The sequence below is a fragment of the Lysobacter sp. SCRH-1R genome (assembly GCF_057747855.1).
The window spans coordinates 2,263,957-2,285,719 of record NZ_CM173227.1; the positions used below are offsets into that span (position 1 = coordinate 2,263,957).

The 21,763-nt window shown below is 67.3% G+C and carries 18 protein-coding genes; 7 read left to right on the forward strand and 11 right to left on the reverse strand.

Translation table 11 applies throughout. From position 1 onward, the window contains the following. Nucleotides 1-16: 16 nt before the first annotated feature. Nucleotides 17-337, reverse strand: a complete 321-nt coding sequence (clpS, locus tag AC3ANK_RS10190; protein WP_115841517.1) for an ATP-dependent Clp protease adapter ClpS — start codon at nt 335-337, stop codon at nt 17-19. Between the two features lie 101 nt (nt 338-438). Here clpS and AC3ANK_RS10195 point away from each other — a divergent pair, with 101 nt between their 5' ends. Genes AC3ANK_RS10195 through hflD form a run of 4 tightly spaced genes read left to right on the forward strand, consistent with a single transcriptional unit; the run spans nt 439 to nt 3,153 of the window. Next, on the forward strand, nt 439-939 hold the full coding sequence (locus AC3ANK_RS10195; RefSeq protein WP_425492522.1) for a hypothetical protein: 501 nt from the start codon (nt 439-441) through the stop codon (nt 937-939). Then, nucleotides 939-1,418 (forward strand): NUDIX hydrolase, encoded by a 480-nt coding sequence (locus AC3ANK_RS10200; RefSeq protein WP_206860699.1) that lies wholly within the window; start codon nt 939-941, stop codon nt 1,416-1,418. The genes AC3ANK_RS10195 and AC3ANK_RS10200 overlap by 1 nt, the downstream gene beginning before the upstream one ends. After that, on the forward strand, nt 1,415-2,536 hold the full coding sequence (gene mnmA / locus AC3ANK_RS10205) for a tRNA 2-thiouridine(34) synthase MnmA (protein WP_484171079.1): 1,122 nt from the start codon (nt 1,415-1,417) through the stop codon (nt 2,534-2,536). The genes AC3ANK_RS10200 and mnmA overlap by 4 nt, the downstream gene beginning before the upstream one ends. 14 nt (nt 2,537-2,550) lie before the next feature. Then, entirely contained in the window at nt 2,551-3,153 is a 603-nt protein-coding gene (gene hflD / locus AC3ANK_RS10210; RefSeq protein ID WP_206861593.1) for a high frequency lysogenization protein HflD, read from the forward strand. Between the two features lie 631 nt (nt 3,154-3,784). Here the strand turns inward: hflD and acnB are convergent. Genes acnB through AC3ANK_RS10225 form a run of 3 tightly spaced genes read right to left on the reverse strand, consistent with a single transcriptional unit; the run spans nt 3,785 to nt 7,135 of the window. Beyond that, a complete protein-coding gene (gene acnB / locus AC3ANK_RS10215; RefSeq protein ID WP_484171080.1) occupies nt 3,785-6,382 on the reverse strand; it encodes a bifunctional aconitate hydratase 2/2-methylisocitrate dehydratase in 2,598 nt (865 codons plus the stop codon). 38 nt (nt 6,383-6,420) lie between these two features. Continuing rightward, on the reverse strand, nt 6,421-6,885 hold the full coding sequence (locus AC3ANK_RS10220; RefSeq protein WP_484171081.1) for a type II toxin-antitoxin system VapC family toxin: 465 nt from the start codon (nt 6,883-6,885) through the stop codon (nt 6,421-6,423). A gap of 4 nt (nt 6,886-6,889) precedes the next feature. Continuing rightward, on the reverse strand, nt 6,890-7,135 hold the full coding sequence (locus AC3ANK_RS10225; protein WP_158730873.1) for an AbrB/MazE/SpoVT family DNA-binding domain-containing protein: 246 nt from the start codon (nt 7,133-7,135) through the stop codon (nt 6,890-6,892). A 235-nt stretch (nt 7,136-7,370) separates the two neighbouring features. Between AC3ANK_RS10225 and acnA the strand changes: the two genes are divergently transcribed. Then, nucleotides 7,371-10,136, forward strand: coding sequence for an aconitate hydratase AcnA (acnA, locus tag AC3ANK_RS10230; RefSeq protein WP_484171082.1), 2,766 nt, complete (start codon nt 7,371-7,373; stop codon nt 10,134-10,136). Nucleotides 10,137-10,272: 136 nt separating this feature from the next. On the opposite strand, the gene AC3ANK_RS10235 is transcribed toward acnA, so the two are convergent. Then, on the reverse strand, nt 10,273-10,713 hold the full coding sequence (locus AC3ANK_RS10235; protein WP_206860704.1) for a Cif family virulence factor: 441 nt from the start codon (nt 10,711-10,713) through the stop codon (nt 10,273-10,275). Nucleotides 10,714-10,918: 205 nt separating this feature from the next. Here AC3ANK_RS10235 and AC3ANK_RS10240 point away from each other — a divergent pair, with 205 nt between their 5' ends. Together AC3ANK_RS10240 and AC3ANK_RS10245 are read left to right on the forward strand one after the other, a co-directional pair. Beyond that, a complete protein-coding gene (locus AC3ANK_RS10240) occupies nt 10,919-12,598 on the forward strand; it encodes a long-chain fatty acid--CoA ligase (RefSeq protein WP_206860705.1) in 1,680 nt (559 codons plus the stop codon). Nucleotides 12,599-12,762: 164 nt separating this feature from the next. Further along, the gene (locus tag AC3ANK_RS10245; protein ID WP_206860706.1) at nt 12,763-13,638 is read left to right on the forward strand and encodes a crotonase/enoyl-CoA hydratase family protein; all 876 of its coding nucleotides are present in this window, start codon (nt 12,763-12,765) and stop codon (nt 13,636-13,638) included. 74 nt (nt 13,639-13,712) lie between these two features. Here the strand turns inward: AC3ANK_RS10245 and AC3ANK_RS10250 are convergent, their stop codons facing one another. From AC3ANK_RS10250 to AC3ANK_RS10275, 6 genes are all read right to left on the reverse strand, one after another. Continuing rightward, nucleotides 13,713-15,902, reverse strand: a complete 2,190-nt coding sequence (locus AC3ANK_RS10250; protein ID WP_484171083.1) for an ATP-binding protein — start codon at nt 15,900-15,902, stop codon at nt 13,713-13,715. A gap of 6 nt (nt 15,903-15,908) precedes the next feature. Then, on the reverse strand, nt 15,909-16,967 hold the full coding sequence (gene rpfG / locus AC3ANK_RS10255) for a cyclic di-GMP phosphodiesterase response regulator RpfG (RefSeq protein ID WP_206860708.1): 1,059 nt from the start codon (nt 16,965-16,967) through the stop codon (nt 15,909-15,911). Between the two features lie 274 nt (nt 16,968-17,241). Next, a complete protein-coding gene (gene lysS / locus AC3ANK_RS10260; RefSeq protein WP_206860709.1) occupies nt 17,242-18,762 on the reverse strand; it encodes a lysine--tRNA ligase in 1,521 nt (506 codons plus the stop codon). 112 nt (nt 18,763-18,874) lie between these two features. Next, nucleotides 18,875-20,003 (reverse strand): peptide chain release factor 2 gene (gene prfB, locus AC3ANK_RS10265; RefSeq protein ID WP_484171084.1). Its coding sequence is split into 2 segments (ribosomal slippage): nt 18,875-19,927 and nt 19,929-20,003, totalling 1,128 coding nucleotides; the frame shifts between segments, so codons are not numbered across the junction. 135 nt (nt 20,004-20,138) lie between these two features. After that, entirely contained in the window at nt 20,139-20,777 is a 639-nt protein-coding gene (locus AC3ANK_RS10270; protein WP_206860711.1) for a YkvA family protein, read from the reverse strand. Between the two features lie 321 nt (nt 20,778-21,098). Continuing rightward, nucleotides 21,099-21,719: a response regulator gene (locus tag AC3ANK_RS10275; RefSeq protein WP_484171085.1), complete on the reverse strand. Its 621-nt coding sequence runs from the start codon at nt 21,717-21,719 to the stop codon at nt 21,099-21,101. Nucleotides 21,720-21,763: the final 44 nt, after the last annotated feature.

Below are 21,763 nucleotides of genomic sequence, written 5' to 3' on the forward strand. Positions count from 1 at the left end.
GTACTGAGGAGCACTTTTAGGCCTTTTCCATCGTGCACAGCAAGGGATGTTGGTTGAGTCTTGAAAATTCGTTCACCTGCGCCACTTTCGATTCTGCGACCTCGCGGGTGAAAACGCCGCAGACGCCACGGCCGCGGGTATGTACGTGCAGCATGATCTGGGTGGCCTTCTCGGCGTTCATCGCGAAAAAGCGCATCAGGACCTCCACCACGAAGTCCATCGGCGTGTAGTCGTCGTTCAGCAGCAGGACGGAATACAGCGGTGGACGCGCGATTTCGGGCTTGCCCGTCTCCACCAGGACGCCATGCTGGTGCTCGTGTTCGGTCTGTTTGGCCATGGCGGGATTATAGGCCGCAGGTCCGGCGGGTCGTGGACGCCCGAGCCCGGCGGCCGGCACAATGCCTGTTTCCCGCCTTCGATCACGTACGAGGAACGCACATGCGACTTCACGCTCTCGCCGTCGCCCTGGTGTCGCTGTCGGCCTCGATGCCGGCGCTCGCCGACGACACGTCCATGCGTGAAACGGTCCGTTCCGCCGATCCGGACATCGCGCGGCAGCTCGACAGCCTGAAGTACAAGTACGAGATCGACGCCGACGGCGACTACAAGCTGGGCTTCGACATGGACAACGGCCGCTCGCAGCTGGCGTTCGTGATCTCCGCCGTGGAGAGCTTCGGCGACATGAAGGTGCGCGAGGTCTGGGCGCCGGCGTATCGCGCCAGCGAGGGCAGCGAGTTCCCGGTGGCCGTCGCCAACCGCCTGCTCGAGGACAGTCAGTCGAGCAAACTCGGCGGGTGGGTCAAGCATGGCGACACCGCGGTGTTCGTGGTGAAGCTGGCGGCCGATGCGAGCCAGGGCCAGCTCGACGACGCGATCGACTTCGTCCTGCGCACCGCCGACCAGATGGAACTGGAACTCACCGGCAAGGACGAATTCTGATGACCTACCGCCAAGGCCGGTTCTGGCAGCCCGATGTCACCGTCGCCACGATCGTGGTCGATGGCGGGCGCCTGCTGATGGTCGAGGAGACCGTCGGAGGGAAGCTGGTCCTCAACCAGCCGGCCGGGCACCTGGAGCCGGACGAGACGCTGATCGAGGCGGCGCTGCGCGAGACACGCGAGGAAACCGGCTGGGACGTGCGCCTGACCGCCTTCGTCGGCGCGTACCAGTGGAAGGCGCCGGTGAATCCCGACGGCAGCGGCGGCCGTCATTACCTGCGCTTCGCCTTCGCCGCCGAACCGGTCGCGCACGATCCCGCGCGCCCGCTGGACGAAGGCATCGTGCGCGCGGTGTGGATGACGCCCAGCGAACTGCAGGCCGCGCAATCGCGCCATCGCAGCCCGCTGGTGTGGCGCGCCGCCGCCGACTTCCTCGGCGGTCGCCGCCATCCACTGGAAATCACCCAGCACCTGGCATGAACGTCACACCGCGCACCATCGTCGGCATGTCCGGAGGGGTCGATTCCTCCGTCGCGGCGTTGCGCCTGCGCGGCGAGGGCGAGCCGATCGCCGGGTTGTTCATGCAGAACTGGGCCGATGACGGGAGCGGCGATTGCCGCGCGGAAGACGATCGTCGCGACGCGGTGGCCGCCAGCGGACGCCTCGGCATCCCGATCCACTTCCGCGATTTCTCCGGCGAATACTGGAAGGGCGTGTTCGAGCACTTCCTCGCCGAATACGCGGCCGGCCGCACGCCGAACCCCGACGTGCTGTGCAACCGCGAGATCAAGTTCAAATATTTCCTCGACGCGGCGCGCGCGCTCGGCGCGGAGTTCATCGCGACCGGCCATTACGCGCGCGTCGAACACGACGGCGATCGCCACCTCCTGCTGCGCGCGGTCGATCGCAGCAAGGACCAGAGCTATTTCCTGCACCAGCTCGGGCAGGCGCAACTGGCGGCGACGAAATTCCCGCTCGGCGGGCTGCTCAAGCGCGACGTGCGGCAGATGGCGCTCGACGCCGGCCTGCCGACCGCGGCGAAGAAGGATTCCACCGGCATCTGCTTCATCGGCGAGCGCGACTTCCGCGAGTTCCTCGGTCGCTACCTGCCCGCGCGCGAAGGCGAGATGCGCACGCCCGACGGCCACGTCATCGGTCGCCATCCCGGCGTGTTCTATTTCACGCTGGGCCAGCGTGAAGGCCTGAACATCGGCGGCGTGCGCGGCTTCGAGGCCGCCCCGTGGTACGTGGTCGGCAAGGACGTCGCGCAGAACGTGCTGTATGTCGACCAGGGCGCCGACAGCCCATGGCTGCGTTCGCAGGCGCTGTGGTCGGAAGCGGCACACTGGATCGCGGGAAGCCCGCCGGCGTCGCGCTTGGAATGCACCGCGCAGACGCGCTACCGGCAGGCCGACGAAGCCTGCGAGGTCGAAGTGCGCGATGACGGCACGCTGGCCGTGCGCTTCGCACGCGCGCAGCGGGCGGTGACGCCGGGACAGTCCCTGGTGCTTTACGACGGCGAGGTCTGCCTGGGCGGCGCGGTGATCGCCGCCACGGACGCGCCCCTGGAAGAACGATTGAAGGCTCGAGCTGCATGACCCAGAACACGTCGATGTCCACGCGCGTCCTCGCCCTCGCCGGCCTCGTGCAGGCGCTGGCCCAGGTGCGACGCGTCGCGGACACCGGACAGGCCAACGCGGCCATCCTCGCCACCGCCATGGATTCGGTGTTCCGCATCGATGCGCCCTCGCCCACGGCCGTCTACGGCGACGTCGAGGCGCTGCGCCCAGGCCTGACGCTGCTGCGCGACTACTTCGGCAATTCGCAGCGCGACGAGCAGCTGCCGCGCCTGGTGCTGGCGGTGATGCAGCTGGAACGCCGGTTCGTTCGCGACGACGACATGGGCCGCCGCGTGCAGTCGGGCATCCGCGCGCAGGCCGGCAACGCCGAGCGGATGGGCAGCACGCATCCGGACGTGATGGCGGCGCTGGGTTCGCTCTACGCCGAAACGCTCAGCCACCTGCGCCCGCGCGTGCTCGTGCAGGGCAACCCGCATTACCTCGGGCAGGCGTCGGTGGTGTCGGAAGTGCGCGCGATCCTGCTCGCGGCCGTGCGTTCGGCCGTGCTGTGGCGCCAGTGCGGCGGCAGCCTGTGGGATTTCCTGCTGCGTCGCCGCGACCTGCTGGCCGCGGTGCGCGACCATCTGGAAGGCTGAGTTTCCGCCAACGTGCGGCGCCCGGCGGCGATCGTTCCGCCAGCGTCCGCTGCAGCGTCCCGCTCGTCCTCGATCAGCCCGCGATGGGGCCTGCCGCCACCGCCCACCAGACCGCGGCCCCCAATGCCGCGAGTATCGTCCAGCGCATCGCCTGCTCCACCCGGTCCGACCGGGCTGGCTTGTCCGTCTTCATTGTCGCTTCCCCCTGCGTGCCGCATATGAAATAGCGGCACAGGACGCGAGTCCTTGACTGTTGTCACGCAGTTGATTCGCGAAGGCGGCCAAAGGGCGCGAATTGTTCGAGGTTTGGGATGGCGGGCAGGTTTAGCCCCTCTCCACCGGGGTTGGGGGATGGCGGACAGCCGTTGCCGCACAACGCTGCTGCTTCGCTGCTTCTCTTTTGGAAACCAGAAGCAAGTGGGTTCCCGCTTTCGCTGGATTGACGGCGAGGTGGGTTCGCCGCAGATGGGGGTGCCCGCTCGCTGTCAGCCTGGATCCCGGCCCTCGCCGGGATGACGGGTTGAGGTGTGGAGGTCGGTGCGAATAACCGCATGGATCTCGCAACGCAGCGTCCAAAACGAAAACCCCGGCCGAAGCCGGGGTTCTCTTTACTCCATGACGCCAGCGCCGATCAGGCCGCGACCGTCTCCGCTACCTGGCGGTAATCCTCGATCTGGTCGAAGTTCATGTAGCGGTAGATCTCCGCGCCCTTCGCGTTGATCACGCCGATGTCGGCCATGTATTCCTCGCGCGTCGGGATGCGGCCCAGGCGCGAGCAGATGGCGGCCAGTTCGGCCGAACCCAGGTACACGTTGGTGTTGCGGCCCAGGCGGTTCGGGAAGTTGCGGGTCGAGGTGGAGAACACCGTCGCCCCCTCGCGCGCCTGCGCCTGGTTGCCCATGCACAGCGAGCAGCCTGGCATTTCCATGCGCGCGCCGGCCGTGCCGAAGGTGCCGTAGTGGCCTTCCTTCGTCAGCTCGGAGGCGTCCATCTTGGTCGGCGGGGCGACCCACAAGCGCGTCGGGATGTCGCGCTTGCCTTCCAGCAGCTTCGCGGCGGCGCGGAAGTGGCCGATGTTGGTCATGCACGAACCGATGAACACTTCGTCGATCTTCGCGCCGGCGACGTCTGACAGCGTCTTCACGTCGTCCGGGTCGTTCGGGCAGGCCAGGATGGGCTCCACGATCTGGTTCAGGTCGATCTCGATGACCGCGGCGTACTCGGCATCGGCGTCGCCTTCCAGCAGCTGCGGGTTGGCCAGCCACGCTTCCATCGCCTTGATGCGGCGGGCGATCGAGCGCGGATCGGCGTAGCCCTCGGCGATCATCCACTTCAGCAGCGTGATGTTGCTGGTGAGGTATTCGACGATCGGCTCCTTGTCGAGCTTCACCGTGCAGCCGGCGGCCGAACGTTCGGCCGAGGCGTCGGACAGCTCGAATGCCTGTTCGACCTTCAGGTGCGGCAGGCCTTCGATCTCCAGGATGCGGCCGGAGAAGATGTTCTTCTTGCCCTGCTTGGCGACGGTGAGCAGGCCCTGCTTGATCGCGGCCAGCGGGATCGCGTTGACCAGGTCGCGCAGCGTGACGCCCGGCTGCATTTCACCCTTGAAGCGCACCAGCACCGATTCGGGCATGTCCAGCGGCATGACGCCGGTGGCCGCCGCGAAGGCGACCAGGCCCGAGCCGGCCGGGAACGAGATACCCACCGGGAAGCGCGTGTGCGAGTCGCCGCCGGTGCCGACGGTGTCGGGCAGCAGCATGCGGTTGAGCCAGCTGTGGATCACGCCGTCGCCCGGGCGCAGCGCGATGCCACCACGGTTGCTGATGAAGGCCGGCAGCTCGTGGTGCGTCTTGACGTCCACCGGCTTCGGGTAAGCGGCGGTGTGGCAGAACGACTGCATGACCAGGTCGGCCGAGAAGCCCAGGCACGCCAGGTCCTTCAGCTCGTCGCGGGTCATCGGGCCGGTGGTGTCCTGCGAACCGACCGAGGTCATCTTTGGCTCGCAGTAGGTGCCCGGGCGGATGCCTTGCTGCGTACCGTTAACTTCGGGCAGGCCGCAGGCGCGACCGACCATCTTCTGCGCCAGCGAGTAGCCCTTGCCGGTGTCGGCCGGGTTCTGCGGCAGGCGGAACAGCGTCGACGGCGCCAGGCCCAGCGCTTCGCGCGCCTTGGCGGTCAGGCCGCGGCCGACGATGAGCGGGATGCGGCCGCCGGCGCGGACCTCATCGAACAGCACGTCGGACTTCACCGAAAACTCGGCGATCACCTTGCCGTCCTTCAGCGCCTTGCCTTCGTACGGACGCAGTTCGACCACGTCGCCCATGTGCATCTGCGACACGTCGAGTTCGATCGGCAGCGCGCCGGCGTCTTCCATGGTGTTGTAGAAGATCGGCGCGATCTTCGAGCCCAGGCACACGCCGCCGAAGCGCTTGTTCGGGATGTACGGGATGTCCTCGCCGGTGAACCACAGCACCGAGTTGGTGGCGGACTTGCGGCTGGAGCCCGTGCCGACGACGTCGCCGACGTAAGCAACGAGGTGGCCCTTGGCCTTCAGCGATTCGATGAAGGCAACCGGGCCGCGCTTGCCGTCTTCTTCCGGCTCGATGCCGTCGCGCTTGTTCTTCAGCATCGCCAGCGCGTGCAGCGGGATATCCGGGCGCGTGGTGGCGTCGGGCGCCGGCGACAGGTCGTCGGTGTTGGTCTCGCCGGTCACCTTGAACACGGTGATGGTCATCGACGCCGGGACTTCCGGTCGGCTGGTGAACCATTCGGCGTCCGCCCAGCTCTGCAGCACGGCCTTCGCGTTGGCGTTGCCCTTCTCGGCGCGTTCCTGCACGTCGTGGAAGGCGTCGAACATCAGCAGCGTGTGCTTGAGCGCATTGGCGGCGACGGTGCCGACTTCGGCGTCGTCCAGCAGCTCCACCAGCGGGTGGATGTTGTAGCCGCCGAGCATCGTGCCCAGCAGCTCGGTGGCGCGCGCACGGGAGATCAGCGCGTTCTTCTCGGTGCCGAAGGCGACGGCGGCGAGATAGGACGCCTTCACCTTGGCGGCATCGTCTACACCGGCCGGGACGCGGTTGGTGATGAGGTCGAGCAGGAAGCTTTCCTCGCCCGCCGGCGGGTTCTTCAACAGTTCGATGACGTCGGCGGTCTGCTGCGCGGTGAGCGGCAGCGGCGGGATGCCCAGCGCGGCGCGCTCGGCAACGTGGTGGCGGTAGGCTTCCAACATGGTTCTCTCCAGGAAAAGCGTCAGTTCGAGTGTTTGGTTCAAGCGGCCGGCGTGCCCGCCAACGTCTTGGGCACGATGATCTTCAGGCCCTTGAAGTAGTCGCGGAAAAACCCGGCATCGCGGGTGATCAGGCCGGCGCACTGCAGCAGCGCATGGGCGCCGACGATGAAGTCAGGGACGGTTCGCGGCGAGAGCTGGCCGCCCTGCCCCGCGGCGCGGCGCTGGTTGAAGCGGCGCTGCATCTCGCCTGCGCGGATCGCCGAGCGGCGCTCCACGGGCAGGTAGCGCATCCCCATCTCCTCGACGACATCCATGATGTCGGTACCGTGGCCGAGGCCGGCGGTGATCTCGCTGACCACCACGTCGCACAGCACGACCGGTCCCTGCGCCAGCGCGTCGCGGACGCACTGCTCCGCGGCGTCGGCCATGCCGACGTCTTCGCCGAGCAGGTCGATCAGGACGGACGTGTCGATCGCGATGGTGTTGCTGGCCGCGGTGGTCATCGCGTCAGACGTCCACCGGATCGCCCGGGGCGCGCCCGCGCAGTTCGCGCATGATGTCGTCGGTGGTCACGCCTTCGGGCAGCTTGAAACGGCCGCGGGCACGCGAAATCGCGTCGTCGACGTTCTTGCGCAGGATGATGCGCCCGCCTTCCAGTTCCACCTTCAGATGGGTGCCCTTGGTCAGGCCCAGTGCGTCGCGCACGGCCTTGGGCAGCGTGATCTGGCCACGCTCGGCCACGATGGCTTCCACGGTCGACCTCCCGGCTTGATGGTGGGGTACCGACAGCTTCGGTATGCATGAATGATACATACCTTCCCGCCCATACTCAATTCAGCATGGCAGGGCAAGCGCACAATAGGAGCCCTGTTCAGGGTGTAAGACCATCGTCCGGTCGGCGTGTTAACGCGCGCAGCGGATAATCGACCGGGTCTTGTCCCCTCTCCGAGCCAGACTCGCCATTCAGCCCAGCCGCCAGGAGGCCCCCGTGTCCCAAGACTCCTTCCAGACCCGCCGCACGCTCGACGTCGGCGGACGTTCGCTCACCTATTTCAGCCTGCCGGCATTGGGCGAACGGTTCGATATCGGCCGCCTGCCCTATTCCATGAAGATCCTGCTGGAGAACCTGTTGCGCCATGAGGACGGCGGCGTGACGGTCGGGCCCGAGCACATCGAGGCGGTCGCGAAGTGGGACTGCAAGGCCGAGCCGGATACCGAGATCGCCTTCATGCCCGCGCGCGTGGTACTCCAGGACTTCACCGGCGTGCCCTGCGTGGTCGACCTGGCGGCGATGCGCGATGCGGTGACGAAGCTCGGCGGCAATCCGCGCCAGATCAATCCTTTGATCCCGTCCGAACTGGTGATCGACCACTCCGTGCAGGTCGACGTGTTCGGCACGCCCGACGCGCTGGACCTCAACGGCAAGATCGAATTCCAGCGCAACATGGAGCGCTACAGCTTCCTGCGCTGGGGCCAGAAGGCGTTCGACAACTTCAAGGTGGTGCCGCCGAACACCGGCATCGTCCACCAGGTGAACCTGGAGAACCTGGCGCGCGTGGTGGTCGAACGCGAGGTCGAAGGCGAGAAGCTCGCCTTCCCCGACACCGTCTTCGGCACCGACAGCCACACGACGATGATCAACGGCATCGGCGTGCTGGGCTGGGGCGTCGGCGGCATCGAGGCCGAGGCGGCGATGCTCGGCCAGCCTTCGTCGATGCTGATTCCGCAGGTGGTCGGCTTCAAGCTCACCGGCGCGCTGCCGGAAGGCACGACCGCGACCGACCTCGTCCTCACCGTCACGCAGATGCTGCGCAAGCTCGGCGTGGTCGGGAAGTTCGTCGAGTTCTTCGGCGACGGCCTGCAGCACCTGCCGCTGGCCGATCGCGCGACCATCGCCAACATGGCGCCCGAGTACGGCGCGACCTGCGGCATCTTCCCGATCGACGCCGAATCGCTGAACTACCTGCGCCTGTCCGGCCGCAGCGAGGAGCACATCGCGCTGGTCGAGTCCTATGCGAAGGCGCAGGGCCTGTGGCACGAACCCGGCGCGCCGGAAGCCACCTACTCCACCACGCTGGAACTCGACCTGGGCGACGTGAAGCCCTCGCTCGCCGGCCCGAAGCGTCCGCAGGATCGCGTGCTGCTGGTCGACGTGAAGCAGAACTACCGCGACAACCTCGGCCCGCTCACCGTCAACCGCGACAAGCGTTCCAACGATGTGTCCAACTTCGTGGCCGAAGGCGGCGGTGCGGCGGTCGGCAACGAATCGCTGCACAAGGGCATCTCCGACGTCGTCATCAACGGCGAGAACGTGCGCCTGAAGGACGGCGCGGTGGTCATCGCCGCGATCACCTCGTGCACGAACACCTCGAACCCGGCGGTGATGCTCGGCGCGGGCCTGCTCGCGCGCAACGCGGCGAAGCTCGGGCTGAAGGCCAAGCCGTGGGTGAAGACCTCGCTCGGCCCGGGCTCGCTCGTGGTCACCGATTACCTGCGCAAGGCCGGCGTCCTCGACGACCTGGAGAAGCTCGGCTTCTTCGTCGTCGGCTACGGCTGCACCACGTGCATCGGCAACTCCGGTCCGCTGCCGACGGAAGTCAGCGCCGGCATCGCCGCGGGCGACCTGGTCGTCGCGTCGGTGCTGTCGGGCAACCGCAACTTCGAAGGCCGCGTACATCCGGAAGTGAAGATGAACTACCTCGCCTCGCCGCCGCTGGTGGTGGCGTACGCGATCGCCGGCACGGTCGACATCGACCTGAGCCGCGAACCGCTGGGCAAGGGCGCCGACGGCCAGGACGTGTTCCTGCGCGACATCTGGCCGAGCAACAAGGAAATCGGCGACGTCATCGCCGCGACCGTCGGGCCGGAGCTGTTCGCGCAGAACTACGCCGACGTGTTCAAGGGCGACACGCGCTGGAACACGATCGCTTCGCCGGAAGGCGAGTCGTTCGCGTGGGACGCATCGTCGACCTACATCAAGAACCCACCGTACTTCGACGGCATGGGCATGCAGGTCGGTTCGATCGACGACATCTTTGGCGCACGCGTGCTGGGGTTGTTCGGCGATTCGATCACCACCGACCACATCTCGCCGGCGGGCAACATCAAGAAGGATTCGCCGGCGGGGCGGTTCCTGATCGAACGCGGCGTGCAGCCGGCGGACTTCAACAGCTACGGCAGCCGTCGCGGCAACGACGATGTGATGGTCCGCGGCACGTTCGCCAACATCCGCATCAAGAACCTGATGTTCGGCGGCGAGGAAGGCGGCAACACGCTCTACTTCGGCAAGGGGGATGCCGCGCCGGAGAAGCTGTCCATCTTTGATGCGGCGATGAAGTACAAGGCCGACGGCGTCCCGCTGGTGGTGCTGGCGGGCAAGGAATACGGCACGGGTTCCTCGCGCGACTGGGCGGCCAAGGGCACCAACCTGCTGGGCGTGAAGGCGGTGATCGCGGAGAGCTTCGAGCGCATCCACCGTTCCAACCTGGTCGGCATGGGCGTGCTGCCGCTGCTGTTCAAGGAAGGCGAGAACGCGCAGGCGCTGGGGCTGGACGGCTCGGAAACCTTCAGCGTCACGGGCCTGCAGGATGGCGAATCCAAGCGTGCGACGGTGACCGCCACGCGCAAGGACGGCAGCACGGTGTCGTTCGAAGTGAAGGTCATGCTGCTGACGCCGAAGGAAGTCGAATACTTCCGCCACGGCGGCATCCTGCATTACGTGCTGCGGCAGCTGGCGGCGAAGAAGGCGCTTTGATGCGTGTTTGGTCCCTCTCCTTCAGAGAGGGCCCACCAAGCCCCTCTTCCTCCGGGGGAGGGGCTTGGGTGAGGGTCGGCGGAGATCGCGACCAACAGGTCGCACGAATGAGCAGCCCTCGCCCGCCCTGAAAGCGCTACAACCGCCCCTCCCACGCCACGCTCGTCATCCGCCATTCCCCATCGACTTCGCGCCATCCGGTCGTCACGTCGTACAGCCGCGCGGCATCCGGCAGCAACTGCCCGGAACCCCCGGTCAACGCGACGCTGAAGCGTGCCGTCGCATGTTCGTCCTGCAGTTCGATGGCCACCGGCCCGACGTTCGCACCGACCGTGCCATGGCGCAGGAACATCATCTGCGCCATGCGCCGCGCGCCGGCGCGATCGAGCGAGCCGGGGCCGACGAAGTCCTCCGCCAGCACGCCTTCCAGCGCGGAGGCATCCTTCTTCTCGATCGCCGCCTGCAGCTCGCCCATCGTTTCGCGCAGGCGCTCCTCCGGCGCGCTCCGCCCGCAGGCCGCCAGCGCGAACGCAAGGCAGGCCGCCGCGACGACGACGAAACCTTTCCCCTTCCCCATTGCAACCACTCCCTGACGATGCATCAGCGCGACATCCTGCCACGGACCTGCGCGCCGGAGACGCGCCGCAGCGCGCCTTGCCAGTCCTCCGGAGCCTATGCTCCAATCGTCCGGACACCGTACGGTGGAGCATCCATGGAATGCGACCGACGGAACTGCAGGCCGGAACACTGGCCCCGATAACGGCGATGGAGAGGGGATCGCGATGAGTTTCGAACGTCCGTGGCTGGCACAGTACCCCGAGCGGGTTCCGGCGGAGATCGACGTGGACGAGTTCCCGTCCGTCGTCGCCGTGCTGGAAAGCGCCATCCAGAATTACCGCGACCGCCCGGCCTTCGCCAATCTCGGCAAGACCCTCAGCTATGCCGAAATCGACCAGCTCAGCGCGCAGTTCGCCGCGTACCTGCTGGGCGAGCTGAAACTGAAGAAGGGCGATCGCGTCGCGATCATGATGCCCAACTGCCTGCAGTACCCGATCGCCACGTTCGGCGTGCTGCGCGCGGGGCTGACGGTGGTCAACACCAATCCGATGTACACCGCGCGCGAGTTGAAGCACCAGCTGGTGGATTCGGGCGCGAGCGTGATCCTGGTGCTCGACAACTTCGCGCACACCGTGCAGGAAGTGATCGGCGACACGCAGGTCAAGCAGGTCATCACCACCGGCCTGGGCGACATGCTCGGCTTCCCGAAGGGCGCGATCGTCAACTTCGTCCTGAAGTACATCAAGAAGATGGTGCCCGAGTACGACCTGCCGGGCGCGATCCGTTTCCGCGACGCGCTCGCGCGGGGCAGCCGGCACTCGCTGCCGGAAGTCGACATCGAGTCGTCCGACATCGCCTTCCTGCAGTACACCGGCGGCACCACGGGCGTGGCGAAGGGCGCGATGCTCACCCACCGCAACATGGTCGCCAACATGCAGCAGGCCGCGGCGTGGGTCGGCACCAACGTGAAGTACGGCGAGGAGATCATCATCACCGCGCTGCCGCTGTACCACATCTTCGCGCTCACGGCGAACGGCCTGGTGTTCATGAAGTTCGGTGGGCTGAACCACATGATCACCAACCCGCGCGACATGAAGGGCTTCGTCAAGGAGCTCAAGGGCGTGCGCTTTACCGCGATCACCGGCGTCAACACGCTGTTCAACGGGCTGCTCAACACGCCGGGCTTCAGCGACGTGGATTTCTCCGGGCTGCACCTGACGCTCGGTGGCGGCATGGCCGTGCAGCGTTCGGTCGCCGAGCGCTGGAAACAGGTCACCGGCGTGACCCTGGTGGAAGCCTACGGTCTGACCGAATCGGCCCCGGCGGCGTGCATCAATCCGATGGACCTGGCCGACTACAACGGCTCCATCGGCCTGCCGATCTCCTCCACCGATGCCTGCGTCAAGGACGAGAACGGCAACGCGCTGCCGCAGGGCCAGGTGGGCGAGCTGTGCATCCGCGGCCCGCAGGTCATGAAAGGCTACTGGAAACGCCCCGAGGAAACCGCCGCGGCCATCGACGACGACGGCTGGCTGCACACCGGCGACATGGCGCGCATGGACGAGAAGGGCTTCTTCTACATCGTCGACCGCAAGAAGGACATGATCCTGGTGTCGGGCTTCAACGTGTACCCGAACGAGGTCGAGGACGTGATCGCAATGATGCCGGGCGTGCTCGAAGTCGCCGCCGTCGGCGTGCCGGACGAGAAGTCCGGCGAGGCGGTCAAGGTGGTCATCGTGCGCAAGGATCCATCGCTGACCGCCGAGCAGGTCAAGGCCCACGCGCGCGAGAACCTCACCGGCTACAAGCATCCCCGGTACGTCGAGTTCCGCACCGAGCTTCCAAAGACCAACGTGGGCAAGATCCTGCGTCGCGAACTGCGGGACGCCCCTGCTCCCCACTGACCTCGCCTGCCCGTTTGTCGGACGCTTCATGAAAGCCCCTCCCGCGCGGAGGGGCTTTCTCTTTTGTCCAGAGGTCGCGGTGTAGCATCGCGCGGGTGGGCAACACCCCCTGCCGCTCGCTGCCCACTCCCTGCCTGCGGGCGGCCAGTGCCGAGGACCGCAACATGAGCATGATCGAGAAACTGCACCGCACGCGCGCCTACCCGACCCTGCGCGTCGAATCCGACCCCGCGGGCGACACCCACTGGATGTACATGCACAACGACCATGCACAGGGCGCGCGTCCGTGCTTCCGCACGGAACTCATGGACGACATGTGGAGCTTCCTCAATTCGATCACGCTGCGCGACAACCAGCGCCAGAGCGGACGTCTTCGCCACGTCGTACTCGCCTCTTCCGCGCCGCACGCGTTCAATCTCGGCGGCGATCTCGCGCTGTTCTCGCAACTGATCCGCGCGAACGATCGCGAACACCTGCTCGCCTACGCGCGCCGCTGCGTGGACGGCGTGCATCACTTCCACACCGGCCTGGGCGGCGACGTGCGCACCGTCGCGCTGGTGCAGGGCGATGCGCTGGGCGGCGGCCTGGAGCTCGCACTGTCGTGCCATACCATCGTCGCGGAGCAAGGCGTCGAGATGGGCCTGCCGGAGGTGCTGTTCGGCCTCTTCCCGGGCATGGGCGCGTACTCGTTCCTGTGCAAGCGCGTTTCGCCGCAACTCGCCGAACGGCTGATCCTGGAAGGCACGATCGCGCCGAGCGAGGAATGGCATCGCATGGGCGTGGTCGACCTCCTGGTGCCCAAGGGCGAAGGCGAGGCCGCGGTCAACGACGTGATCCGCCGCCAGCAACGCGCCCCGCACGCGCATCTGGCGATGAACGCCGTGCGCGGCATCGGCCAGCCGGTCGGTTACGACGAACTGATGGGGATCACCGAAGTCTGGGTCGACACCGCGCTGGCGCTGGGCGAGAAGGCGCTGCGGACGATGGAACGCATCGTACGGGCGCAGGAGCGTCGTTCCGGAACCGAAGCCGCCGCGTGACGGCGGTCCGGGGCACGAACCTCAGCACGACTACGGCACCACGGGGACGAACGGGCCGGACCTGCGGCCCGGGATCAGGGGGAGCGCTCGCTTTCACCGCGCGCGGCACGCTGCCGTTCGCGGGCTTCGAGCGCCGCCCTGCCCTGCGCCAGCCGTTCGCGCAGGCGCGACAGGTGCGATGACCAGTCCCGCGCCAGCTGCCAGTCCGGAAGGCGCATCAACTCGCCGCTGATCGCGGCCAGCTTGATCAGGCCCAGGTTGCTGGCGACACCCTTGAGCGCGTGCGCCTGGTCGCGCGTGCGTTCCCAGTCGGCGCGCTGCGCGCAGGCTTCGAGCTGTTGCAGGCACTTGTCCGCGTCCACCAGGCACTGCGCGATGAACTCACGCTCGAACCCCGCGCCCATGCCGAGCGCGCCCAGCTCGTCCAGCACGGACGGATCGAAATGGCTGTCGCTGGCGAGTGCGGTGGCTTCCCCGCGCGGCGGCGCGACCACGGTCGTGGCGACGCGCTGGTTCGCCGCGATGTCGGCCAGCGTGTCGAGCAGCCGCGTGGTCGAAACCGGCTTGGACAGGAAAGCGCGCGCGCCGGCCTGCTCGCAGGCCTGGATCGATCCGGTGGTGACGTCGGCGCTCAGGATCAGCACGGGCGTACGTCGCCCACTGCCGGCTTCCATGACGCGCAGTTGCCGCAACAGGTCCAGACCGCTGACGTCGGGCATGTGCAGGTCGGTGATCACCGCGTCGTAGTCCGACGTCGCCAGCGCGTTGAGCACTTCCTCGCCGCCTTCGACGCACACCACGCGGTGCCCCGCCTTCTGCAGCAGCCGCTGCAGCACCATGCGGTTGGCGATGTGGTCGTCGGCGACGATGATCGACAGGCTGCGCACGCGGGCGCGATGGCGCAGGAACGGATCGGAGAACGCGATGACGTTGGGCGCCGTTCCGGCAGGGCCCTGCTCCGGCGCGAACGTGTCATCGGGCTGCGACTCGATCTCCGCGCGCTCGAACGGCAACTCGACCCAGAACCGGCTTCCGCCGCCCTCCATGGGTTCGTAGCCGATGCTTCCGCCCATGCCTTCGGCGAGCCCCTTGGCGATCGTCGTGCCCAGGCCGGTGCCGCCGTAGCGGCGCGCGAGGCTGACGTCAGCCTGCTCGAACGGCTTGAACAGGCGCTGGCGCATCGCCGCGGGAACGCCGATGCCGGTGTCGGTCACCGTGAAACGCAGGCGCACGCGCTCGGCGGTGGGATCGAGCACGGCCACGTCCACGCGGACCGAGCCCTGGTCGGTGAACTTCACCGCGTTACCGGCGAGATTGATCAGGATCTGCCGCACGTGGCCCACGTCCCCGCGAAGGACCTCGGGCACGTCGCGGGCGATGGCGACCTCGTACTTCAGCTGCTTGGCGCGCGACTGCGGCTGCAGGATCAGGCTGATGCTGTCCATCAGCTCGCGCGGGGTGAAATCGACGCGGTCGAGCTTGAGCTTGCCGGCCTCGATCGCCGAGATGTCCAGCACGTCCTCGACCAGCGACAACAGGCTGCGCGTGGACGCCTGGATCGTGCTCAGGCACTCGCGCTGCTCGTTGTCGAGCTTCGTGGTCGCCAGCAGTTCGGACATGCCCGCCAAACCGTTGAGCGGCGTGCGGAACTCGTGGCTCATGTTGGCCAGGAAACGACTCTTGGCTTCGTTGGCGCGCCGCGCCTCGTCGGTGGCCGTGGTCAGCGCCCGCAGCAGGCCGGAGAGATACAGCGGGATGGCAACGAGCCCGAGCAGCAGGCCGATGCCGAGCACGCGGTTCGACAGCCAGTATTCGTTGAACGTCACCACCGAACCGAAACTGGCGAACGCCATCGCCACCGCGCCGTACAGGTAGCCGTTGCCGAAACGCAGGCCGTTGCCGATGGTGACCCACATCAGGATCACGTAGACCCATGCGAGCGGCTCGCCGATGTGGATCATCGCCGCGGCCATCAGGCCGTAATCGGAGATCATCCCGATGATGCGCCGCAGGTGCGATTTACCGGGGCGCCAGAGGATCCACGCGATCAGGAACACACCGACCGCGAAACCCGTCTCGACCATCTTCAGAACGTTGACGTACTCCTTCGACGGGAGCGCGCCGGTGGCGCCGCGGACGAGCATGTAGGCCAGCACGACGGAGAGCACCGCAAGGCGTACGAAGGCCTGCCCGTGTTCGCTGTCGGGCCGCCGCGAAAGTTCCCTCTGCACGTTGCGCACCATGCGGTGCAGGACGCTCAACATCGCGGCTCACTCCAGGCCGGGGCGCGCGGACACCGTCGAGAACCGGTTGCAGATGTCCTCCAGCCGCTCGCGGCTGCGGATCAGCGCGTCGACGCAGCGGGGGTCGAACAGGCGACCGCGCTGCGCGTAGAGATAACCCAGCGCCGCGTCCACGTCCCATGCCTTCTTGTACGGGCGGGGCGAGATCAGCGCGTCGAATACGTCGGCAACCGCGACGATCCTGGCTTCCAACGGGATTTCCTCCCCGCGCAGGCCATCCGGATAACCACTGCCGTCGTAGCGTTCGTGATGGCGCAGCGCGATGAGCGCGCCGGCCTGGATGAAACGGTTCTGGCTGCCGCTGAGCAGTTCATAGCCGATGCGCGGATGCCGGCGCATCACCGCGGTCTCGTCTTCCGACAGGGGGCCGGCCTTCATCAGGACGGCGTCGGGAATGGCGATCTTGCCGATGTCGTGCAGCGGCGCGGCCATTTCGATGACGCGGACTTCGTCCTCGAACATGCCCAGCTGCTCGGCGATCAGCCCGGCGACGTGCGCCATGCGTTCCAGGTACGCGCTGGTGCCGGCGTCGCGGTATTCGATGGCGCGGGCGAGACGCGAGAGGGTTTCGCGCTCGCGCTCCTCGACCTCGTGCATGCTCGACAGCAGGCGCTGTTCCAGGGACAGCGCCCGCTGCTTCACGTTCTCGGACTGCTGGCGGAGTTGCAACAGGTTGCGGCAACGGGCCCGCAGTTCGCGCGGGCGCACCGGCTTGACGAGAAAGTCGATGACGCCCGCTTCCAGCGCGGCCTGCCGGATCGGCTCGTCGCCGACCACGGTCACCAGGATGATCGGGATGTCGCGGTGCAGCGGGAGACGGCGGAAGCGGCGGGCGAATTCCAGCCCGTCCAGCGCCGGCATCCGGTAGTCGAGCAGCAGCAGGTCGGGCTGGTTGGATTCGCACCAGCCCAGCGCGGCTTCGGGGTCGCCGAAATCGGACACATGCAGCTCGGACGAAATGTCCTCGATGATGTGGCGCAGCATCGTGCGCGCGGAGGTTTGGTCATCGACGATGACGACGTTCACATCGGGGTTCCGTAGAGCCGCCACCCCCTGTGGTGGCCGATGAGGGGAGCATACCCCGGGCCGGCGGCGCCCGCAGCCGGGAACCGACCCGGCTTGATATGGGAATCGGCTGACCCTGGCGTAGGCTTTAGCTGGGCTTCACTGCGGGACGCAGGGCCTGCGCTCCGGGCGCGGCCGACATCGCCGGCCGCGCTGCCCGACACGTTGTGGGCTTGGATCCCGGCCTTCGCCGGGATGACGACATCGACGCGCCGCTATCCGGTCGGCAACGGCGTCAGCTGGCCTCGGGCCGCATGTACGGGAACAGCAGCACGTCGCGGATCGAGGCCGAACCGGTCATCAGCATCACCAGGCGGTCGATGCCGATGCCCAGGCCGCCGGTCGGCGGCAGGCCGACTTCCAGGGCGCGGATGTAGTCGGCGTCGAAGTGCATCGCCTCGTCGTCGCCGCCCTCCTTCGCCGCGACCTGCGCGCGGAAGCGCTCGGCCTGGTCCTCGGGGTCGTTCAGCTCGGAGAACCCGTTCGCCAGCTCCTTGCCGTTGACGAACAGCTCGAAGCGGTCGGTGATGCCCTTTTCGTTGTCGCTCTCGCGCGCCAGCGGCGAGACCTCGACCGGGTAATGGGTGATGAAGGTCGGCTGCACCAGCTGGTGCTCGGCGGTCTTCTCGAAGATCTCCAGCAGCAGCTTGCCCCAGCCGTAACCGGCCTTCACCGGCACCTTCAGCCGTTCGCAATGGCGCACGAGCGCGGCTCGGTCGGTGCAGTCGGCGACGGAGATTTCCGGGTTGTAGTGACGCACCGCCTCGTCCAGGCGCCAGCGGCGGAACGCCGGGCCCAGGTCGATGTCGGCGCCGTCCCAGTGCATCTGCGTGGTGCCGAGCACCTGCACCGCGACGTCGCGGATCAGGCCTTCGGTCAGATCCATGATCTCGTTGTACGTGGCGTAGGCCTCGTACAGCTCGAGCATGGTGAATTCCGGGTTGTGGCGCGTCGACACGCCTTCGTTGCGGAAGTTGCGGTTGATCTCGTAGACGCGTTCCAGGCCGCCGACCACCAGGCGCTTGAGGTACAGCTCCGGTGCCACGCGCAGGAACAGCTCGAGATCCAGGGCGTTGTGATGCGTGACGAAGGGCTTGGCCGCGGCGCCGCCGGGGATGTAATGCATCATCGGCGTTTCCACTTCGAGGAAGCGGCGACCGTCCAGCCATGCGCGCATCGCGCGGATGATCTTGCTGCGCTTGACGAAGACCTCGCGTGCCTCGGGCGTCACGATCAGGTCGACGTAACGCTGGCGGTAGCGCTGCTCGACGTCGGCCAGTCCGTGGAACTTGTCCGGCAGCGGGCGCAGCGACTTGGTCAGCAGGCGCAGCGCATCGGTCTTCACCGACAGCTCGCCGGTCCTGGTACGCGTGAGCACGCCCTCGGCGCCCACGATGTCGCCGACGTCCCACCCCTTGAAGGCCTCGTAGGTGTCGCCGAGCACGTTCGACTGGAGGAACAGCTGGATGCGCCCGGACTCGTCCTGGATCTGCACGAAGCTGGCCTTGCCCATCACCCGCTTGAGCAGGATGCGGCCGGCGATCGCGACGCGCTGGCCCTTGGCTTCCAGCGCTTCGGCGTTCCACACCTCTGCATCGGCGAACTGCGCCTGCAGGTCGCCGGCGTAATCGGCACGGCGGAAGTCGTTCGGGAACGCGATGCCCTCACCGCGCAGCGCCGCGAGTTTGGCGCGACGCTCGGCGATCAGGAAGTTCTCGTCGGCGGGCGTCTGGGCGGTCGGGGTCTGGTCGGTCATGGGCTGGAGCAGTCGTGGGTTTCGAGAAGTGGGAATTGGGCCGGGCGAGCCGGGGAAGGCGTGCCGGAGAGGCTCATCCTCTCACTTCCCGCTCCTCCCCACCCGCCCTGCATCAAAGGGCGTCGGCGCGTTTCGAACCGGCTTCCAGGCCGGATTTCAGGCTGGCCTCGACGAATTCGTCCAGGTCGCCGTCGAGCACCTTCTGCGTGTCGCTGCGTTCGATGCCGGTGCGCAGGTCCTTGATGCGGCTCTGGTCGAGCACGTAGTTGCGGATCTGGCTGCCCCAGCCGATATCGGACTTGGTGGCCTCCACCGCGTCGCGCTCGGCGTTGCGCTTCTGGATTTCCAACTCGTACAGCTTGGCCGCGAGCATCTTCATCGCACGGTCGCGGTTGGCGTGCTGGCTGCGTTCGGTCTGGCACGCGACCACGATCCCGCTCGGCACGTGCGTGATGCGCACGGCGGACTCGGTCTTGTTCACGTGCTGGCCGCCGGCGCCGGAGGACCGGTAGACATCGGTCTTCAGGTCCGCAGGATTGATCTCGATGTCGATCTTGTCGTCGACTTCGGGCGACACGAACACCGAGGTGAAACTGGTGTGCCGGCGGTTGTCCGAATCGAACGGCGACTTGCGCACCAGGCGGTGCACGCCGGTTTCGGTCTTGAGCCAGCCGTAGGCGAAATCGCCTTCCACGCGGAAGGTCGCCGACTTGATGCCGGCCACGTCGCCGCCGCTGACCTCCATCAGCTCGGCCTTCCAGCCGCGCGATTCGGCCCAGCGCAGGTACATGCGCAGCAGGATTTCAGCCCAGTCCTGCGCCTCGGTGCCGCCGGCGCCGGCCTGGATGTCGACGAACGCGTTGGCCGCATCCATCTTGCCGGAGAACATGCGCTGGAACTCGAGCTTCTCGACGTCCTTCGCATAGCGTTCGACGTCGTCGACCACGGCCTGCGCGGTGCCTTCGTCGTTCTCCATCTCGGCCAGTTCGAGCAGTTCGCCCGCGCCATTGAGGCCATCGGTGAGGTCGCGGATGCCGCCGACCACCTTGTCGAGCGAGGAACGCTCACGGCCAAGCGACTGGGCGCGGTCGGCATCGTTCCAGACGTCCGGGCTTTCCAGTTCGCGGTTTACTTCTTCCAGACGTTCGACCTTGCGGTCGTAGTCAAAGATACCCCCTGAGCGCATCCAGCCGACCGGTCAGGTCGGCGATGCGCTGGCGGACGGGATTGAGCTCGATCATGTCCGATTCGAATCGCGATGGTGAACCGCCGATTCTAACAAACACGGCTCCGACAAACGCGGTCCGTGGGCCGCGCGGAGCCGTGCGCCCGATCGGTGAGCACCCACCTGCCCTACGTCCGCCGGAATCCGGCGCTCAGCGGAACCGGAACGGTCCCGGTCGCCAGCCGGTATCGGAATACCGCCGCACCGGCCCGTAGCTGCTGCTTCCGCCAAAGCCCGTACCGAACCCGCTGCCGAAGCCGCCACGGAAATCGCGGTTGCGCCGGCGGTGCATCCGGTCCTGCAGTTCCTCGCGGCGGGATTCCAGCCAGTCCGCCCGCCCCACTCCGGCCGGGTCGAGCTTGCGCCGCTCGGCCTCGCGCTGGCGGAATTCGCAGAAGTCGTCGTAGGCCTCGAGTTCGTGCCGCAGCTCGCGCGCGCACAATTCGATCATGATCGCGTCGTCGATGAAGCCCAGCACCGGCACGTTGTCGGGGATCGCGTCTCCGGCCGACACGAAGTACGCCAGCGCGGAACGCACGTTCGCCGAATCCGCGTCCGACATCGCCCAGGCTTCGTCGCGCAACATCGCGATCAGCGAGTCCAGCGTCAGCAGGCGGTCCTTCACGAATTGCGGCGGATTGCTCTGCCCGGCCTTGAGCGCCAGCTGGGTGGCGGCTTCCACGACCTGGGCGTTGCTCTTGTCCGAGGCTTCCTTGCGCGCGGCTTCGACCACGCCGGCGAAATGCTGCAGGTCCTCGTCCGAAAGGTCGATGTTGATCGTCAACGGCATGGCACGGACTCCCGGAGCAGGGGAAGGGCCGTTCAGCCTAGGTGCGGAGATGTTCTGGCGGCGTCAAGCCGGGACAACCAGAGGCCCGTCCGCCTGCTCCCGGCGGCCGGCGCTGAACGAAACCGCCGACCGCGACTTCCCTCAGATTCGTCTGGTCGGAAGCTGCCGCCCGGCCCGATAGCCTAAGCACTCGCCCGCACACATGCGCCGCCCATCCGCGTTCCCCATGAAAGCCTTCGTGCCATTCGCACTGCTTCCGTCGACTTTCGCGCGTTCCGTGCGCGGCGGCGCGGTGTCATGGGATGAGTTGGGCTCGACGGATCAGGAACGCGGCGCGCGCGATCCGGTGCGCGGCGCGAAGCCGACATCCGGATGCCGGAACGTTCCGTCTCCGGTTGCCTTCGCGTGCCGCTCGACGAACGAGAGCGGAATGCGCAGCAGCGCGGCGATGTCTTCGGGCGATCGGCCGCGTTCGACCATCTGCGCGATCTCGCGACCGAGCACCGGGTCGTCCATGTGGCCGGCGTACTGGTCCATCGCTTCGGTGAAGCCGGGACTCACGACGACCTCGCCCTGCGAGACCGCCTGGAGCGCGGCGTGCAGTTCCAGCGACGGCGCCGCCTTGTCGATCAGGCCGCGCACGCCCTCGGCGAGCAGTGCGCGCAGCAGCACGCCGTTCGACATCGTGGTCAGCATGATCACGGGCAATCCCGGCCACTGCGTCCGGACGCGATGAATCATCTCGATGCCATCGACCTGCGCGTCGACCGGCATCGCGTAATCGCACACCAGCAGATCGCAGGGAAGCTCGTGGAGTGCGGCGAACAACTCGTCGGGCGAACGCGCGCGGGCGACCACCGTGGCTCCCGTGCCCGCGACCGTCGCACTGACGGACGCGAGCACCGGCAGGTGATCGTCCGCGATTACGACACGTGTCTGCATGGTCCGGCTGCTCCTGCGATGGTCGCGGCAGTGTGCGCCCGGGC

What these genes read in the sequence shown, in the direction of transcription:
- clpS (WP_115841517.1), bottom strand. Translation starts at nt 337, where the DNA reads ATGGCCAAACAGACCGAACACGAGCACCAGCATGGCGTCCTGGTGGAG.
- AC3ANK_RS10195 (WP_425492522.1), top strand. Translation starts at nt 439, where the DNA reads ATGCGACTTCACGCTCTCGCCGTCGCCCTGGTGTCGCTGTCGGCCTCG.
- AC3ANK_RS10200 (WP_206860699.1), top strand. Translation starts at nt 939, where the DNA reads ATGACCTACCGCCAAGGCCGGTTCTGGCAGCCCGATGTCACCGTCGCC.
- mnmA (WP_484171079.1), top strand. Translation starts at nt 1,415, where the DNA reads ATGAACGTCACACCGCGCACCATCGTCGGCATGTCCGGAGGGGTCGAT.
- hflD (WP_206861593.1), top strand. Translation starts at nt 2,551, where the DNA reads ATGTCCACGCGCGTCCTCGCCCTCGCCGGCCTCGTGCAGGCGCTGGCC.
- acnB (WP_484171080.1), bottom strand. Translation starts at nt 6,382, where the DNA reads ATGTTGGAAGCCTACCGCCACCACGTTGCCGAGCGCGCCGCGCTGGGC.
- AC3ANK_RS10220 (WP_484171081.1), bottom strand. Translation starts at nt 6,885, where the DNA reads ATGACCACCGCGGCCAGCAACACCATCGCGATCGACACGTCCGTCCTG.
- AC3ANK_RS10235 (WP_206860704.1), bottom strand. Translation starts at nt 10,713, where the DNA reads ATGGGGAAGGGGAAAGGTTTCGTCGTCGTCGCGGCGGCCTGCCTTGCG.
- AC3ANK_RS10240 (WP_206860705.1), top strand. Translation starts at nt 10,919, where the DNA reads ATGAGTTTCGAACGTCCGTGGCTGGCACAGTACCCCGAGCGGGTTCCG.
- AC3ANK_RS10245 (WP_206860706.1), top strand. Translation starts at nt 12,763, where the DNA reads ATGAGCATGATCGAGAAACTGCACCGCACGCGCGCCTACCCGACCCTG.
- AC3ANK_RS10250 (WP_484171083.1), bottom strand. Translation starts at nt 15,902, where the DNA reads ATGTTGAGCGTCCTGCACCGCATGGTGCGCAACGTGCAGAGGGAACTT.
- lysS (WP_206860709.1), bottom strand. Translation starts at nt 18,762, where the DNA reads ATGACCGACCAGACCCCGACCGCCCAGACGCCCGCCGACGAGAACTTC.
- AC3ANK_RS10270 (WP_206860711.1), bottom strand. Translation starts at nt 20,777, where the DNA reads ATGCCGTTGACGATCAACATCGACCTTTCGGACGAGGACCTGCAGCAT.
- AC3ANK_RS10275 (WP_484171085.1), bottom strand. Translation starts at nt 21,719, where the DNA reads ATGCAGACACGTGTCGTAATCGCGGACGATCACCTGCCGGTGCTCGCG.